17 protein-coding genes are annotated in these 14,663 nt (G+C 66.3%); 10 read left to right on the top strand and 7 right to left on the bottom strand.

What is annotated here, in order from left to right:
* Both OPIT5_13120 and OPIT5_13115 read right to left on the bottom strand, forming a co-directional pair.
* On the bottom strand, positions 1 to 1,071 hold the full coding sequence (locus tag OPIT5_13120) for a hypothetical protein (protein AHF91010.1): 1,071 nt from the start codon (positions 1,069 to 1,071) through the stop codon (positions 1 to 3).
* 14 nt (positions 1,072 to 1,085) lie between these two features.
* Positions 1,086 to 1,286 carry a hypothetical protein gene (locus tag OPIT5_13115; GenBank protein ID AHF94354.1) on the bottom strand — a complete coding sequence of 67 codons (201 nt, stop codon included), beginning with the start codon at positions 1,284 to 1,286 and terminating at the stop codon, positions 1,086 to 1,088.
* A 122-nt stretch (positions 1,287 to 1,408) separates the two neighbouring features.
* Here OPIT5_13115 and OPIT5_13110 point away from each other — a divergent pair, with 122 nt between their 5' ends.
* The 7 genes from OPIT5_13110 (at position 1,409) to OPIT5_13080 (ending at position 7,471) form a co-directional block, all read left to right on the top strand.
* A complete protein-coding gene (locus tag OPIT5_13110) occupies positions 1,409 to 3,052 on the top strand; it encodes an ABC transporter substrate-binding protein (protein AHF91009.1) in 1,644 nt (547 codons plus the stop codon).
* Between the two features lie 62 nt (positions 3,053 to 3,114).
* Complete coding sequence (locus tag OPIT5_13105) at positions 3,115 to 4,305, top strand: aldehyde oxidoreductase (GenBank protein ID AHF91008.1); 1,191 nt, start codon at positions 3,115 to 3,117, stop codon at positions 4,303 to 4,305.
* 244 nt (positions 4,306 to 4,549) lie between these two features.
* Positions 4,550 to 5,371, top strand: coding sequence for an oxidoreductase (locus OPIT5_13100; GenBank protein ID AHF91007.1), 822 nt, complete (start codon positions 4,550 to 4,552; stop codon positions 5,369 to 5,371).
* 2 nt (positions 5,372 to 5,373) lie between these two features.
* Positions 5,374 to 5,790: a Fe-S metabolism protein SufE gene (locus OPIT5_13095; protein AHF91006.1), complete on the top strand. Its 417-nt coding sequence runs from the start codon at positions 5,374 to 5,376 to the stop codon at positions 5,788 to 5,790.
* Positions 5,791 to 5,810: 20 nt separating this feature from the next.
* Positions 5,811 to 6,311, top strand: coding sequence for a hypothetical protein (locus OPIT5_13090; GenBank protein AHF91005.1), 501 nt, complete (start codon positions 5,811 to 5,813; stop codon positions 6,309 to 6,311).
* Between the two features lie 132 nt (positions 6,312 to 6,443).
* Positions 6,444 to 6,665 carry a hypothetical protein gene (locus OPIT5_13085; protein ID AHF91004.1) on the top strand — a complete coding sequence of 74 codons (222 nt, stop codon included), beginning with the start codon at positions 6,444 to 6,446 and terminating at the stop codon, positions 6,663 to 6,665.
* A gap of 284 nt (positions 6,666 to 6,949) precedes the next feature.
* A complete protein-coding gene (locus OPIT5_13080; GenBank protein AHF91003.1) occupies positions 6,950 to 7,471 on the top strand; it encodes an alkyl hydroperoxide reductase in 522 nt (173 codons plus the stop codon).
* Between the two features lie 122 nt (positions 7,472 to 7,593).
* Here the strand turns inward: OPIT5_13080 and OPIT5_13075 are convergent, their stop codons facing one another.
* Together OPIT5_13075 and OPIT5_13070 are read right to left on the bottom strand one after the other, a co-directional pair.
* Positions 7,594 to 9,558: a membrane protein gene (locus OPIT5_13075; GenBank protein AHF91002.1), complete on the bottom strand. Its 1,965-nt coding sequence runs from the start codon at positions 9,556 to 9,558 to the stop codon at positions 7,594 to 7,596.
* 181 nt (positions 9,559 to 9,739) lie between these two features.
* The gene (locus OPIT5_13070; GenBank protein AHF91001.1) at positions 9,740 to 10,114 is read right to left on the bottom strand and encodes a hypothetical protein; all 375 of its coding nucleotides are present in this window, start codon (positions 10,112 to 10,114) and stop codon (positions 9,740 to 9,742) included.
* A 186-nt stretch (positions 10,115 to 10,300) separates the two neighbouring features.
* Here OPIT5_13070 and OPIT5_13065 point away from each other — a divergent pair, with 186 nt between their 5' ends.
* Both OPIT5_13065 and OPIT5_13060 read left to right on the top strand, forming a co-directional pair.
* Positions 10,301 to 10,942, top strand: coding sequence for a membrane protein (locus OPIT5_13065; GenBank protein AHF91000.1), 642 nt, complete (start codon positions 10,301 to 10,303; stop codon positions 10,940 to 10,942).
* A gap of 134 nt (positions 10,943 to 11,076) precedes the next feature.
* A complete protein-coding gene (locus OPIT5_13060; protein AHF90999.1) occupies positions 11,077 to 11,481 on the top strand; it encodes a membrane protein in 405 nt (134 codons plus the stop codon).
* Between the two features lie 131 nt (positions 11,482 to 11,612).
* Here the strand turns inward: OPIT5_13060 and OPIT5_13055 are convergent, their stop codons facing one another.
* The 3 genes from OPIT5_13055 to OPIT5_13045 form a co-directional block, all read right to left on the bottom strand.
* Entirely contained in the window at positions 11,613 to 12,548 is a 936-nt protein-coding gene (locus tag OPIT5_13055) for a cobalamin biosynthesis protein CbiX (GenBank protein AHF90998.1), read from the bottom strand.
* Between the two features lie 103 nt (positions 12,549 to 12,651).
* Positions 12,652 to 13,125 carry a hypothetical protein gene (locus OPIT5_13050; GenBank protein ID AHF90997.1) on the bottom strand — a complete coding sequence of 158 codons (474 nt, stop codon included), beginning with the start codon at positions 13,123 to 13,125 and terminating at the stop codon, positions 12,652 to 12,654.
* A 168-nt stretch (positions 13,126 to 13,293) separates the two neighbouring features.
* The gene (locus OPIT5_13045) at positions 13,294 to 14,265 is read right to left on the bottom strand and encodes a hypothetical protein (GenBank protein ID AHF94353.1); all 972 of its coding nucleotides are present in this window, start codon (positions 14,263 to 14,265) and stop codon (positions 13,294 to 13,296) included.
* Between OPIT5_13045 and OPIT5_13040 the strand changes: the two genes are divergently transcribed.
* Complete coding sequence (locus tag OPIT5_13040; protein ID AHF90996.1) at positions 14,174 to 14,653, top strand: hypothetical protein; 480 nt, start codon at positions 14,174 to 14,176, stop codon at positions 14,651 to 14,653. The two genes, OPIT5_13045 and OPIT5_13040, sit on opposite strands and share 92 nt — an antisense overlap.
* Positions 14,654 to 14,663 lie beyond the last annotated feature (10 nt).

Below are 14,663 nucleotides of genomic sequence, written 5' to 3'. Positions count from 1 at the left end.
TTAATGGATACTGGCGGCCGTTGCCTCGCCAGCCGCGCCGGCTGCCCGGGCGCGCTCGGTGGCGACGGCGTCATGCGCGATCTGGCGCAGTTGCGCGGCGTCCTCGGCGGAGACTCCCTTGGGCGTGTAACCGGTCACCGTGAGCACGGAGTCGTTGTAGATCGTTTCATAAAACGCGCAGCCGCCGAGGTAGCAGCCGGCAGTGTTGGCGTGGATGGCGTCGAGCGTGAGTTTCTGCTTGCCGTCCTTCTGCTTGCTCCAGCGCCAGCCGGTGTTGAGGCTGCCGGTCTGGTCGGGCAGCTGGCCTTCGGTCGCGTTCTTGAAATCGAAGCTCGTGTCTTCCCGGAATGTCCAGCGCGGCGTCTGACGGGCGGCCTGGATGGCGGCGCCGGAAGGAATGATCCGCAGGCCGCCGTAGCGCGCCGAAAGCTCACGGTAGGCGGCAAGCAGGCCGTCATACATCTTTTGCTGCGTGAGTTCGTCACCCTTCTGATACCACGGGTGATCCTCGCGGTACGCCCAGGTCTGGTGAATGAGGATTTCAGCCGTGGGCGCATACTTGCGGATGGCCTCGATCAGTTGTTGCGCGTAGGGCTCCTGATACTCCGGCTTGAAGCTCCGGGCGCTCCATTCCTGGATCGTCACAAAATCCCACTTCTGCGCGGCGAGAGCCTCGGGGAGGGACACGGTTTTTTTGCCGGCCAGCGCCTCGCCGAAGACGGGAGAGTTGCTGTAGGGCCGGCCCTCCGGCGAGTCCGGATCGGCGAGCGCGGCGGCGAGGTGTTTGGCGTGGCGTTCGAGCGAACAGCCGCCGAGCGATGTACGGCCGACGAGCAATTCCTTGCCTCCCGCCTTCGCAATCTCGGGAAGCTGGGAGATGGCGTTGTTCGAAAAGCTGTTGCCGATGGTCAGCAGCTTGACCGACGTGCGCGGCGCGTTGTCGGCGGCGGACCACCCGGCGGCCGGCGCGAGCAGGCCGGCCGTGAGGGCGACGCCGAGAATGAGGCCACGGCCACGACGGACGAAGGCGGATAACGGAGAGCGGGACAGGGTAGCGACAGATGTCTGCATAACGTCGCAAGGTTTTACGCAGCCCGCGCGGGCGCGTCAAAGCCCTTCGCGCGAAACAGGAAAGAATGGCCTGCAAAGGGCATAATGGACGGAATACCTGTCGAGAGGGTTCTCCTTTGGCACCGATCAATCCGGATCGCCGCGAAAAAAGCGCAGAAATCATTTTGCCCGTCGTGGCTCTCCCGCGCGCTTATAAGCGCGATGGGGAGTTGCATACGCGGCGCGTAATTTGCGCTCTTTCGCGGCTATCCTGCTTTGGCCGCAGCCGGGCCGGAACGGATCTTTTGTGGCCATTCCCTCCGTTCCCCGGGTTGCGGTTGCGCCGGCCCATGATTTCATGGGCTTCATGCGCGTGCCTTTCGTTTTCCGTTTTCCGGTGGCGGCTCCCGTGGTCCTGGCGGTTGCCCTCTTTGCGGCTCTCGTTTCCACCGCGCCAACCGCCGCCTGTGCCGCGACCGGCGGCGGTCGGGAAAAAATCCTCAACTTCGGCAACGGCACCGAACCGCAGGATATCGACCCGGCCGTCACGACCGGCGTGCCCGAAGCCCGCATCATCAGCGCCCTTTTCGAGGGCCTCGTCACCTATGCGTCCTCCGGCAGCGGCGTCGCCCCCGGCGTGGCCGAGCGCTGGGAAACCTCCGCCGACGGCCGCGAGTGGACGTTTCACCTCCGCGCCGACGCCCGCTGGAGCAACGGCGAACCGGTCACCGCCGGGGACTTCGTCCGCACCTTCGAACGCACGCTCACCCCGGAATTCGGCGCCGAATACGCCTACTTCCTCTACCAGGTGGAAGGCGCCGAGGCGTTCAACAACGGCACGCTGAAGGAGTTTTCGAAAACCGGTTTCAGCGCGCCCGATGCCCGCACGCTCCGGCTGCGCCTGCGCGAGCCCGTTCCCTTTCTCCTCGAATCGCTCACGCACCATTCCTGGATGCCCGTGCCGATCGCCACCGTGGAAAAATTCGGCGGCCTCCGCACCAAGGGCACGGCCTGGACGCGCCCCGGCAACTTTGTCGGCAACGGCCCGTTCACCCTCGCCGGCTGGCTGCCCAACCAGAAAATCACCGTCACGCGCTCGCCGACGTACTGGAATGCCGCCGCCGTGAAGCTGGATGCGATCGCCTTTTTCGCCGTCGACAACGCCGACGCCGAGGAGCGGATGTTTCGCGCCGGCACGCTCGACATCACCAGCACGCTGCCGCTCTCGCGCACCGGTTACTACCGCCGCCAGCGTCCCGCCGAGTTTCGTTCCGACGACCTCTACGCCCTCTATTATTACCGGCTCAACACCACCCGCAAGCCGCTCGATGACGTGCGCGTGCGCCGCGCCCTCGCGCTGGCCATCGACCGCGAGAGCATCACCGAAAACCTTCTCCGCGCCGGCCAGACGCCCGCATACAACTTCGTGCCGCCCTCGCCCGCCTTTCACAGCCCGGCCCGCATCGATGGCACCCTCGACGACGCCCGCCGCCTCCTCGCCGAAGCCGGTTTCCCCGACGGGCGCGGCTTCCCGCGTCTCGAACTTTTGTACAATTCGATGGAGGCCCACAAACAGCTCGCCGAAGCCGTCCAGCAAATGTGGAAGCGCAACCTCGGCATCGACATCGTCCTGCGCAACGAGGAGTGGAAAGTCTACATCGAGACACAGAACAACCTCGCCTACGACATCGCCCGCGCCGGCTGGAATGCCGACTACCCGGACCCGTTCAGTTTCCTCGATCTCTGGCTCGCCGACGGCGGCAACAACCGCACCGGCTACGCCAACCCCGACTACGACCGGCTCGTCGCCGCCTCGCTCGCCGCGCCCGACACCGCCGCCCGCCATGCGATCTACCGGCAACTCGACGGGATCCTCGCGCGCGACGTGCCCGCGATCCCGGTGTATTTCTACAAACGCGTTTACGCCATCAGCCCGCGGGTGAAAAACTGGGTGCCCAACGTCATCGACATGCGCGCCTGGCAGTGGGTGGACGTGGAGTGATCGCCGCTCCTTTAACAGTTTGCCGCCTCCTCGCCTTGCCGCCAAGTTCGCGGCAACTCGTTATGGAAAACTTCACGTTTCACAACCCGACCCGCATTCACTTCGGCCGCGGGCAAATCGCCAGAATCGACCGCGAGCTCCCCTCCGGTGCCCGCGTCCTCCTCCTCGCCGGCGGCGGCTCCATCAAAAAGAACGGCGTTTACGACCAGGTGAAAACCGCGCTCGGCGCCCGCGCCACCACCGAATTCTTCGGCGTCGAGGCCAATCCCGATTTCGACACGCTCGCCCGCGCCATCGATCTCGTCCGCCGCGAGAAGCTCACGCACCTCCTCGCCGTCGGTGGCGGCTCCGTGCTCGACGGCGCCAAACTCGTGGCCGCCGCCGTCCCGTACCTCGACGCCGCGCCCGCTGCCGACGCCTGGGAGATCCTCCGCACGCACGGCGGCGTAGTGAAATCGGCATTACCCATCGGCGCCGTGCTCACGCTGCCCGCCACCGGCTCCGAAGCCAACGGCAACTCCGTGATCTCGCGCCGCGCCACGCGCGAGAAACTCGCCTTCTTCAGCCCGCACGTCTACCCGGTCTTCTCGATCCTCGACCCGGAAACCACCTTCAGCCTCCCCGCCCGCCAGGTGGCCAACGGCATCGGCGACGCCTTCTGCCACGTCCTCGAACAGTACCTGACCTTCCCGGCCGACGCCGCGATCCAGGACCAGTTTGCCGAATCCGTCCTGCGCGTGCTCGTCGCCGAGGCGCCGAAAACCCTCGCTCACCCGACCGACTACTCCTCGCGGGCCAACCTCATGTGGGCCGCCACCTGGGCGCTCAACAACGCCATCGGCGTCGGCGTGCCGCAGGACTGGGCCACGCACGCCATCGGCCACGAACTCACCGCGCTCCACGGCATCGACCATGCGCGCACGCTCGCCATCGTCCTGCCCGCGCTCCTCGACGTGCAACGCGCCACCAAGCGGGAAAAACTCCTGCAATACGGCGAACGCGTCTGGGGCATCACGACCGCCGCCGGCAGCGAGGAGGCCCGCATCGATGCCGCCATCGGCGCCACGCGCCGCTTTTATGAATCGCTCGGCATCGCCACGCGCCTTTCGGGTTACGACGTGAAAGACGCCGCCGCTGCGCAAACCGCCGCCGAAGTCGCCCGCCGTCTCGACGCCCGCGGGGCCACGCCCCTCGGCGAACGCGACGATATCACCGCAGAAAAGGTGGAACAGATCCTCCGCCTCGCTGCCTGACCCTTCGGGGTCTTTTTTAACCACGGATTTCACGGATTATCACGGATTCAAACCATGCCTTGCCGCTTCCTTCTTATCCGTGTGCATCCGTGCAATCCGTGGTTGAAAGTAACCGCTGCCGGTTCCGGAAACCGGAAACAGCTTCGTTTCCTTCGTTAACTTCTGTGTAAAATCTTCTGTGCAAAACTCCGGGGCCTGGCCTCGCCGTAACATTGCCGCACCGCGTCTCCCGCCCATGAAACACATCACCCTCAACGACAATACCACCCTCCCGCAATTCGGGCTCGGTGTCTGGCAGGTCGCCAACGACATTGCCGAACGCACCGTCCTCACCGCGCTCGACGCCGGCTACCGCTCGGTCGACACCGCCGCCATCTACGGCAACGAGGAAGGCGTCGGCGCCGCCCTCGCCGCCACCTCCGTCCCGCGCAAGGACATCACCGTGACGACCAAGCTCTGGAATGCCGAGCAGGGTTACGATTCCACGCTGCGCGCGCTCGAGGAAAGCCTGCGCCGCCTCCGCCTCGATTATGTGGACCTCTACCTCATCCACTGGCCCGTGCCCAAGGCCGGCCGCTACGTCGATACGTGGAAGGCGTTCACCAAAATCAAGGCCGACGGACTCGCCCGTTCCATCGGCGTCTCCAACTTCAACCCGGCGCACATCGAACGCCTGATTGCCGAGACCGGCATCGCGCCGTCGGTCAACCAGGTGGAGCTGCACCCGGCGTTTTCCCAGAAGGCGCTGCGCGCGTTTCACGCAAAGCACGGCATCGCCACGGAAGCCTGGAGCCCGCTCGGCCAAGGAAAACTCCTCGCGGACGCCACGCTGGCGGCCATCGCGAAAAAACACGGCAAGACGCCGGCCCAGGTCGTCATCCGCTGGCACCTGCAACTCGGCAACATCGTGATCCCGAAATCGGTGACGCCCGCGCGCATTGCGGAAAACATCGCGGTGTTCGATTTCGCACTCGATGCCGACGATCTCGCCGCCATCGCCACGCTCGACAAGGGCGCCGCCGGCCGCATCGGCCCCGATCCCGAGACGTTTTCAATGGGCCTGTGAGCATGACGGTCGCCAGCAAACAGGCCCGGCTCGTCGAGGATCTCGGCATCATCGAAAACGCGCAGGAGCGCCTCGCCGCCGTCGTGGACCGGGCGCGCCGGCTGCCGCCGCTGGGAGAGAGCGAACGCGTCGAGGCCAACCGCGTGACGGCCTGCGTATCCGCCGTCTGGATCGTCGCCGCGCGCGGCGACGGCGGGCGGCTGCGCCTGCGCAGCGACGCGGATTCGCCGCTGGTCAGGGGGCTCGTCGCGTTGCTCTGCGAGGTTTACGACGGAGCCACGCCGGAAGATGCCGCAGCCACCGAACCGGACGTGCTCGAACAACTCGGCCTCTTGCGCGATCTCACGCCGACGCGCCGCAACGGCCTCGCCGGCGCCCGCGCCCGCATCCGCGAACTGGCGGCCGGCCTGGCAGGGTAAAGGAGCGGCGGGCGGAAGAAATGCGCCCCCGCCGCCATGCGTCGGGCATCTGCATCAGATTATCTTCTTCCGGGAAAACCGTCCAGAAGAAACATGGCATAACTGCCTGCCAGACAGGAGACTGCGACGGCAATGGCATCGATTATGCTGATGGACAAGGCATGAACATCCGTCGGAGCAGTCTCTGCATCCTCTGGATCGCCGTTGCGCTGGTCTTGTCCCAGGCGCGGGCGGATGTCGTGGAAACGGACCGGCAGACATCGCCGGTGCTGCCCGGCCAGATGTCGCTGGCCGCCACGTTGTCGGACAGCGACACGTGCCTGGCCAAGGCCGGGAAATGCTCGAAATGCGCGAAGGCCAAGTCTCCGCCGGCCGCCCTGCTGCTGTTCGCCGAGGCGGCGCCGGGCCGGCTCTTTCCGGACCTCGTCTGTCTGGGGCGGCTGGTCTTCCGGCCGACAGAAACGCCGGCTCTCACCCTGCTCGCCGGGCGCCCGATCCGGGGCCCGCCGCACATGGCCTGAAACCGGACTCCTGGCTGGCGCAGGGATTTGCGGAAGAGAGCCGATGACGGAATGTCTCACGGCCGGTTTCCGCGCATGCGTCGGCCCGCAACAACCAAATCAGGAAAACCTGAATCAACTGCTGTTATTGTCATGTCTGCATCTTTATTGTCATCACACCGTCTGCACTGGGGCGCCCACAAGGCGCTTTCGGGAAACCTTCTGGTCCATCTCGGGCTCCATGTTCACGACACACCCGAAGAGGATATCCCGATTCTGCTGGTGCCCGAACCCGAGCCGGAAATGCCTTCGGCCGGGTTTTCGTCGCCGGGCTTTTCCGCGCCGCTGCATCTGCCGGAAGAACTCGGTTACTGACCGGTCCGCGACCGCTCCGGGAAGAGACCGGTCGCCGGAATCCGGGACAATGTGACACGCTCGCGCCCGTTCGCCGTCACAGGCGGACGGGCGCCCTGTTTTTGCCCGGGGCGAACCGGCCTCCGGCTCCCGGTGTGCAGCACGGGCATGCCGGCTTCGTGCGGGATCGTGGCTCCCCGTTTGCGAAAACGGGCAGACGGGCCTTCATTCCCGATCAGCACTCCGCAACGGGCATCCACTGCCACAGCGCGATGCCTCCTGTCCTCCCGTCCTTCCGAAACACCATGAAACTCAACTGCCGCCTCACCGGCGTCGTCACCGCCCTCCTTCTCGCCATGTCCACCTCCTCTCTGCCGGCCGAACCTCTCGATGTCGGCTCCCCCGCTCCGCAAATCTCCGCCACCACCCAGGCCGGCACCACGCTTGCCCTGGCCGATGTGTACTCGGGAAACAAATACACGCTGGTGTTTTTTTACCCGAAGGCGTTCACCGGCGGATGCACCGCGCAGAGCTGCTCGTTGCGCGACGGTTACGAAGCGCTCGCCGCCAAGGGCGTCGCCATTATCGGAGTGAGCACCGACGACGTGGAGACCCAGCGGCGCTTCAAGGAAGAAAACCATCTCCCGTACACGCTGCTCGCCGACACCGACAAGCAGGTTGCCCAGGCTTTTGGCCAGCCCGCCGGCGGCCGCGCCAGCCGCCAGGCCTACCTGATCAACAAAGACGGCAAGATCGTCTACGCCGACCACAAGGGCACCACCACCAGGCAGGCCGAAGTGATCCTCGAGTTTATCAAGGATTCGTGAGAGAGCGGCGGCAGTAAAGTGGCACGGGCATCCTTGCCCGTGGACGGCGCTCCGCGCCGCAAGCGTCCCCCCCCCCCGGAATCACGGGCTGAAAGCCCGTGCCCCGTCGTCGCCTCCTGCCGTCAGTCCAGCACGATCTGCTGGCCGTCGCGAATGGCTTCGATGACTTCCGCGGGATTGTCGGCCTTGTGCAGGCGTTCGGTGACGTAGTCGCTTTCGATCAGCCCGACGATGTCCGCCAGCAGGCGCGGCTGGAGCCGGGCCATGCCGCCGGGCGTGAGCAGCAGGAAAATCAGCTCCACGCGCTCGCCGGAGTTTTCCACGGGCACGCCTTCATCCGAACGGCCGAAAAGCAGCACGGGGTTTTCCAGGCTGTCGAGGCGGCAGTGCGGGATCGCGAGGCCCTTGCCCAGCCAGGTCGGCATGGCGTCCTCGCGTTCGAGGACGGCGGTGAGAATCTCGCGGCCGGGCAACGGCAGCTCGGCGTCGGCGACGTGGGCGAAGATGTCTTTCACCGCATCGCGCAGGCTGGTGCCGCGGACGCCGAAAACGACGCGGCCGGGCGTGATCGCGTCGGCCATCGAGACAAACCGGCCGCTGCGGGCCGTGTCGAATTCGTCGCCGATCTTTCCGACGAGCTCCTCGAGCACGTCCTCGATGGTGAGGATGCCCGTCCATTCGCCGCGGGCGTCCAGGACCACCGCGAGGTGATTGTAGCTGCGCTGGAAACGGGCGAGGGCGTCCTCGAGCGGAGAATCCTCCGCCAGTTCCAGGCAGGGGCGGGCGAGCGTTCGCAATTCGCCGGCCGCGGGCGGAAGCGGCGGTTGCCCCGGGCCGGCGGCGGTGAAGCACTGGAACAGATCCTTGACGTGGAGCGAACCGACGGGCCGGGCGCCGGGGTTTTCCACCAGCGGATAACGCGAGAACCGGGTTTCCCGGATCATCGCCAGGTTGTCCGCCCACGGCAGGTCGAGCCGCACGGAGCGCACGCCGCTGCGGCGGCGCATCGAATCGCGCACGCGGATGTCCCCGAGATCCACGATGTTCTCGATCAGCAGCAGCCGGCGAAACGGCAGCAGCCCGAGCCGTTCGGGCCGCTCGAACAGCATCTTGAGGTCGTCGTGGCGCGGACGCAGCAGCGACACGATCACGCACACGAGCAGTATCACGACGATCAATACGAGCGAGATGCCCACCGGCACCTTGTACACATCGGCCAGCAGCATTTTCACGCCGAGGATCAGGATGATCGACGCGAACCCGTAGTGCAGGAAGTGGAACATCCGCATGAACCCGGACACGGCGAAATAGAGCGCGCGCAGGCCGAGCATCGCAAAGATGTTGGACGTGTAGACGATGAACGGATCACCCGTGATGGCGAAGATCGCCGGGATGGAATCGACCGCGAAAATGATGTCCGACGATTCGACGGCCAGCAGCACCACGAACAGCGGCGTGGCGGCCAGCCGGCCGGCCTTGCCGCCAGCGCCGTTGCCGTTGCCGGTCCCGGCGTCGCCATCGGCGGGCAGGCGGGTGAAGAAGCGGTTGCCGTCGTAACGCTCGGCGACCGGGAAAAAGCGCCGGAAGAGGCGGATGATCCGGTTGTTGCCGGGTTCGAATTTCGATTCCTTTTTCCGCATCATGCTGATGCCGGTGAAGAGGAGGAATCCGCCGAAAAGGTAGATCGTCCAGTGGAAGCGTTCGAGCAGGGCGAGCCCGCCGAGGATAAAGGCCACGCGCAGGATGATCGCGCCGACGATGCCCCAGAATAGCACCTTGTGCTGGTAGACTTGGGGAACGTGGAAGAAGCTGAAGATGAGCAGGAAAACGAAAATGTTGTCGATACTCAGGGATTTCTCGACGAGAAAGCCGGTAAAGAATTCCAGCGCGGCCTGCCCGCCGCGTTCGTGGAAGAGCAGGATGCCGAGATTGAAGAGGAGGGCGAGGCCGGTCCACACGCCGAACCAGGCGAGCGCCTCTTTCATGGAGATGACGTGAGGGCGCCGCTGGAAGACGCCGAGATCGAGCGCCAGCATGGCGACGATAAAAAGGGTAAAGCCGCCCCACAGGGCGATGGTTTCATTGATCATGGAAAAACGGTGATGGAACAGACATTCGGGAAAACGCGGACAGGAACGGCGACGGGGATGTCACCGGCAAACGGATACCCGCCTCGCCGCACGGGACCGGCGGAGGGACGCGCTGATGCGCGCCGGGCAACGGGGAACGTCACCCTTCCGTGGCGGCAGCCGGGAGAAGCCCCGAAGGCTAAAGCCGCAGCACCACGATGCCGACAATCCGGTCCCGGACCGGCGCCGGCTCGCGATCACCGGCGCGGGCAACCCGCCGCACGCGCGTGGCGCGGTCGAGCGGAGGCGTCAGCCAGCCGGGCAGTTCGCGTGCCGGCGCGGCCAGGGAAACGGGGCTCTTTTTCGCATGAAAAACCCCGTGGGTGCCGCTGTCGCGGGTGGTGTTTTCCTCGATGGCGATATCGCCGACGGCGGGCCAGGCCGCGCTGGCCGGTTGCGGAGCCGGGAGGGTGCCGGCAACGGCCTCGGCCGGGGAGCCCCCCTCCCCTTGCAGGATGAGGTCCTCGTGCTCGAAAACCGCAAACAGCGTCGCGACGAGCGTGATCACGCTCATCCATACCTGCCATCTGGAAAACGATGTTCGCATCAAGATACGGGCGGGATGTTCCTGGATGCCGGGGCGGGGAGTCAATCCGTCGCTCGGGCCCTGTTTTCCCCAAACGTGCGCCGGCAATCCCCCGGTGGTATTTGCGCATTTCAGGATTCCGCCGGGCCCGATAATCCGTTTTCGTCTCCGGCCATGAAATACCGCGTAGGTCGTGATGGTCAGGAAATCGGCGTCTGGACACTCGAGGAAATCATTGCCCTGTATCAGCGGGGTGAACTCCGGTCAGGCGACTTCGTCTGGAAAGAGGGCATGCCCGCCTGGAAAACGCTCGCCGAAATCCTCCCGGCTTCCCCGCCCCCGATGACCGGCGACGCCGCGCCCGCCTTGCCCGACCTGCCCTCGCTCCCCGACATCGCCGCCATCCCGGAAATCAACAATCCGGCCCAGGCCGGCGAAAGCGGAGACGAACCCGGAGCCACGCCGCTCACCCTTCGCCCCCGGCCGGCCACCGGGCACGGCAGCCACGTCCGCCCGCCCGTTGCCGGCGCCTCCGCCGGGCAGACCTCGCGCCGCCCGCCCAAACCCGCCAACAATCTCGTGTGGGCCATTCTGGTTACCCTGTTCTGCTGCATACCCTTCGGCATCCCGGCGATCATCTTCGCCACGCAGGTCGATTCCAAATACGCCAGCGGCGACTACGCCGGAGCGGAGGATGCGGCCCGCAAGGCCAAGATGTGGGCATGGATCTCCGCCGGCGTCGGCCTGGTTGTCGGCGCGTTATGGAGCCTCTTTGCCGTAGTGGGCGGCGGCCTGTCCGGCCTCGGCCGGTTCTGAACCCCGGAATGAACCCCGGAAAACGGCAGGTGACCACTCCGCCTCCGGTTCCCGGCTCCGGTCCGGTCGCTGGCGGCGGCGGCTCGCAACCGCCGCATGCCGGAGCGGTTTCCCGTCTGTCGCGTCTGTCAGCCATCGCGTCCGCTCCGCGGACTCTCGCCCTTGCCGCCCTGGTGGCGGCCCTGGGCGGAGCGGTTTCCCTGTGGTTTCGCCCGCCCGGCCCCGGCAGCCTGTATTTCCCCTGTGTCTTTAACCGGGCGACCGGCTGGTACTGCCCCGGCTGCGGCATCACGCGCGCCCTGCATGCGCTTCTGCACGGCCAGTGGCGCGCCGCCTTCAGCCACAACCTCCTCGGCCTGCCCGTCCTGCTGGTCGCCGCAATCGTGCTGCTCCGCCCGGGGTGGCACGCGCTTCGTCACAACCGCTGGCGGCCTCCTCCCTTGCCGGCCTCGACTGCCTGGTGGCTGCTCGGCATCGGCATCACGTTCGCCGTGCTCCGCAACCTGCCGTGGGAGCCGTTCACCGCGCTGGCGCCGTAACCCGGCGCCCTGCGGCGCCGGGGGGTTACAGAGTTCAAAGTTTGGGGTTTAGGGTTCAGAGTTCAGGTTCTCAGAGCCTTTCATTCATACGGGAGACAAGCGTAGCGTATTCCGGACGTTAATACAAAACCCTAAACCCTGAACTGCGGAAGCCCGCAGGCTTCCGCCACCCGCCGCGCCAGCACCTCGACCAGACGCGGGTCGCCGGAGATCGTTTCCGTCATGTGCGTCCGCAAGTGGCGGCTGTCGCCGCCCCCGCCTGCCCGGGCGGCGGCATCCGCCTCGGCCTCCCGGCAGAGGGTCGCGATGTCCCCGCCCGCGCCGGCATGCCGCCCGGGCGAAAGAAACTGCAGCGCAACGACCACATCGCCGCGATCGAACGGCGGCGTGCGCAACGCGCGCTCCAGCAGCGGTTCGTTAAAATCGTAATGGTCTCCGTCGCGCCGTTCCATCGAAGCCACGCCGACGCCCGCCGGCGCGCATTCGTCCGCCAGCGTCTTCGCAAGCTCCGCGCCCAGCAGGTTGCGCACGGCGGTCACCCCGCGCCGCGGCGTGCCGTGATCGACCAGCAGCACCTGCGGGCGCGTCAGCCCTTTCGCCCGCGTCACGGCGCGCACGCGGTCGGCGAGGATGGCCACGATCTCAGGCGCGTCGCCGCCCGGCCGGTCCGTATCGACCAGCCAGCGCGCACGCGTGACACGCGCAGCCGGGAAGCGGTCCAGCAGCGGTTTCAGCCGGCCCGGCCAGTAACCCGTCACCGCCCCGCTCGGGCCGAAAAACAGGGGGAGCGTCACCGCATGCGCCGCCGGGTTTTTTTGCAAAAACGCGCCCAGCGCCGGCTCCAGCAAGCGTGCCGGTTCTCCGTCCAGCTCCTCCGCGGGCACGCCATCCGAGTGCAGCAGCGACACGGCCTCGACGCGCACGCCGATCCGCCGCTCCAGCGCGCCTGCCAGCGCCCGCAACGATCGCGTTGCCTCCGCCCGCAACGACCCGTTGTCGAAGAGGAAACAGACATCCGCAGGGAGGGCGGAAACGGCGGAAGCGGCAGTCGTGGCGGCAGGCATCATGAACGCCTTGGTAATACTCCGGACCCGGACCGGCGCAACTTTCCGCAGACACACGTTTCCGGCCGGCCTGGCCGCCCGGAGAGGCAGGCGAAGGCAAGGCGCGCTAGCGGATGCGGTGCGATGCAAAAATATCCCGCCGGCCTTCGTGAGCCCACTGGCGGGATTCGATGCTCCTGTTGTAGTCGTGCGTCACCGAACGGATGCGGGCCCGCCGGCCGAACGCGTTGGCGACCGCCGCCGCGATGAGCGTCATATGCGTTTCCGGGATGACCTCGCTCCGGTCGCGGTCATCACCCGATGACTCCGCCCGGGGAGCGGGAGCGGATACGGTGGACGCGACCTGCGAAGCGGCTTCGGCGGCGCAGGCGACCACCGCAGGTGACATTGCCGGCCACCGGGTGGCGGCGACCGGCCCGCCGGACCGTTGCCAGCCGAAGAGCCGGTCCTGCAAAACCGGCAGCGCCAGGATCGCAGCGAGCACGCCGGACACAACCACAAGGCTGTTAAACGAAATGCCGGGCAGCTCCGCGGCACCGGAGAGATGAGCCTGGAAAGCAAGCAACAGGGAGGAGGACATGGGAGAAAGACGAGGGAACCGAAAACAGGAAGAGCCTGGAAGACCGCCACCCGCTGGCGCAAGGACAAAGGCCCTGACGGAAACCACGCACCACGAGGCGGCAATCTTCAGTATCCATGCGGCTCACGACCATCGTCCGTAGCGCGGGTCTTCCGGTCATCCGGAGGTTTACGTGGCAATCATCTCCGCATCTGCCATTCTTCGACTTCCACCATAAACGCCATGGATCCGCGTCCTGTTTTTTCGGTTTTCACCCGAGAGGTATTTTCGACTTTCTGATCGACGCCACTTCGCCACCAGCCGACCTCCTGCCACACACTTCCATCCTCGCAGCAAACCGTGACCACCTTCGACTGGCCCCCCATCATCCGCTCCATCGTCCTCGACCGCGAAGGCGGCATTCCGCTCCACGTCCAGCTTCGCACCTCGCTCCGCCGCGCCATCCAGGCCGTCCCCCCTCACGTTGAAAAACTCGCGCCCGAAAATACCCTGATCACCCTTCTCGGCGTCTCGCAGGCCACCGTAAGAAAAGCGCTCGACGGCCTCGTCGAGGAAGGCCTCATCCAGCGCCGCCGCGCCCTCGGCACCATCATCACACGCAACCGCCCCGCCTTCTCCTCCGCCCGTCGCGCGGGCAAGGCACTCCGGACCGACGACAACTTTCCCGCTCCCGAAGCCGCCGCCGCCCCGATCCCGCACCCTCGCCTCGCCATCATTTCCCCTGCCCACGCCAGCTACTCCAACAGCGGACACCTCGCCGCGCTCACCGCGCAAGCCAACGCCCGCGGCGTATCCGTTACCCTCGTTTCCTTTGAAAAAGGCGAAGACTGGCGATCCAGCCGTTCCCGCATCGGATTCGGTCCCGCCGAAGGCGGCGTGGTCTTTCTCGGAGGATTCAACCCTGCCACCGTCCACGATCTCCACGCCATCCTTTCCGGCCAGGGTTACCGGACCGTCTGCGTCGGTCTCCCCCCGGAAGGCTGCTCCTGCCCTGCCGTCGGCATCGACAACCGTGCTTTCGTCCGTCTCGGTCTCGAACGCCTCCGCGATGCCGGTCACCGCCGCCACCCGCGCCACGCTCGCAGCGAGTACCGCCTCCGCCTTCCCCGGCTGGCACGCCGCCCCCGTCGATCCTCTCATATCCTCCAGTTGGATACAACTCCCGCCCAATGCCCGCGAGGCCCGCTTTGCCCGGGATTTCCCCGGCAAAATCGGCATTTTCTCCGACGATGCAGGACGCACCTACATCGTCCGCTGGCTCGCCCGGCCCACACGCCGCCTGCATCCCGCCGCGGACTGCCTGCGCGCGCTTGGGTACGAAACCGAGCCACGCCCCATCCAACAAAAAACCGACGGCACCCTCTGGAGCGTCACCGCGGCCACGCGAGGCAACCACTCCACCCTCGTCCATGAACGCATCCTCGCCAGCGACGGCCATGCCTGGACGGATGTCTCCGCCTGGTACTGGACCGCCGGTCCCTGGTGGACGATCACCGGGCTCATTCCCCAAACAGGCCCGCACATTTAGATGTTTAGTT

It is taken from the genome of Opitutaceae bacterium TAV5 (assembly GCA_000242935.3).
Taxonomy (GTDB): Bacteria; Verrucomicrobiota; Verrucomicrobiia; order Opitutales; family Opitutaceae; genus Geminisphaera.
Note: the sequence above shows the minus strand (reverse complement) of the source record. Positions and strands in the feature narration are given on the sequence as shown.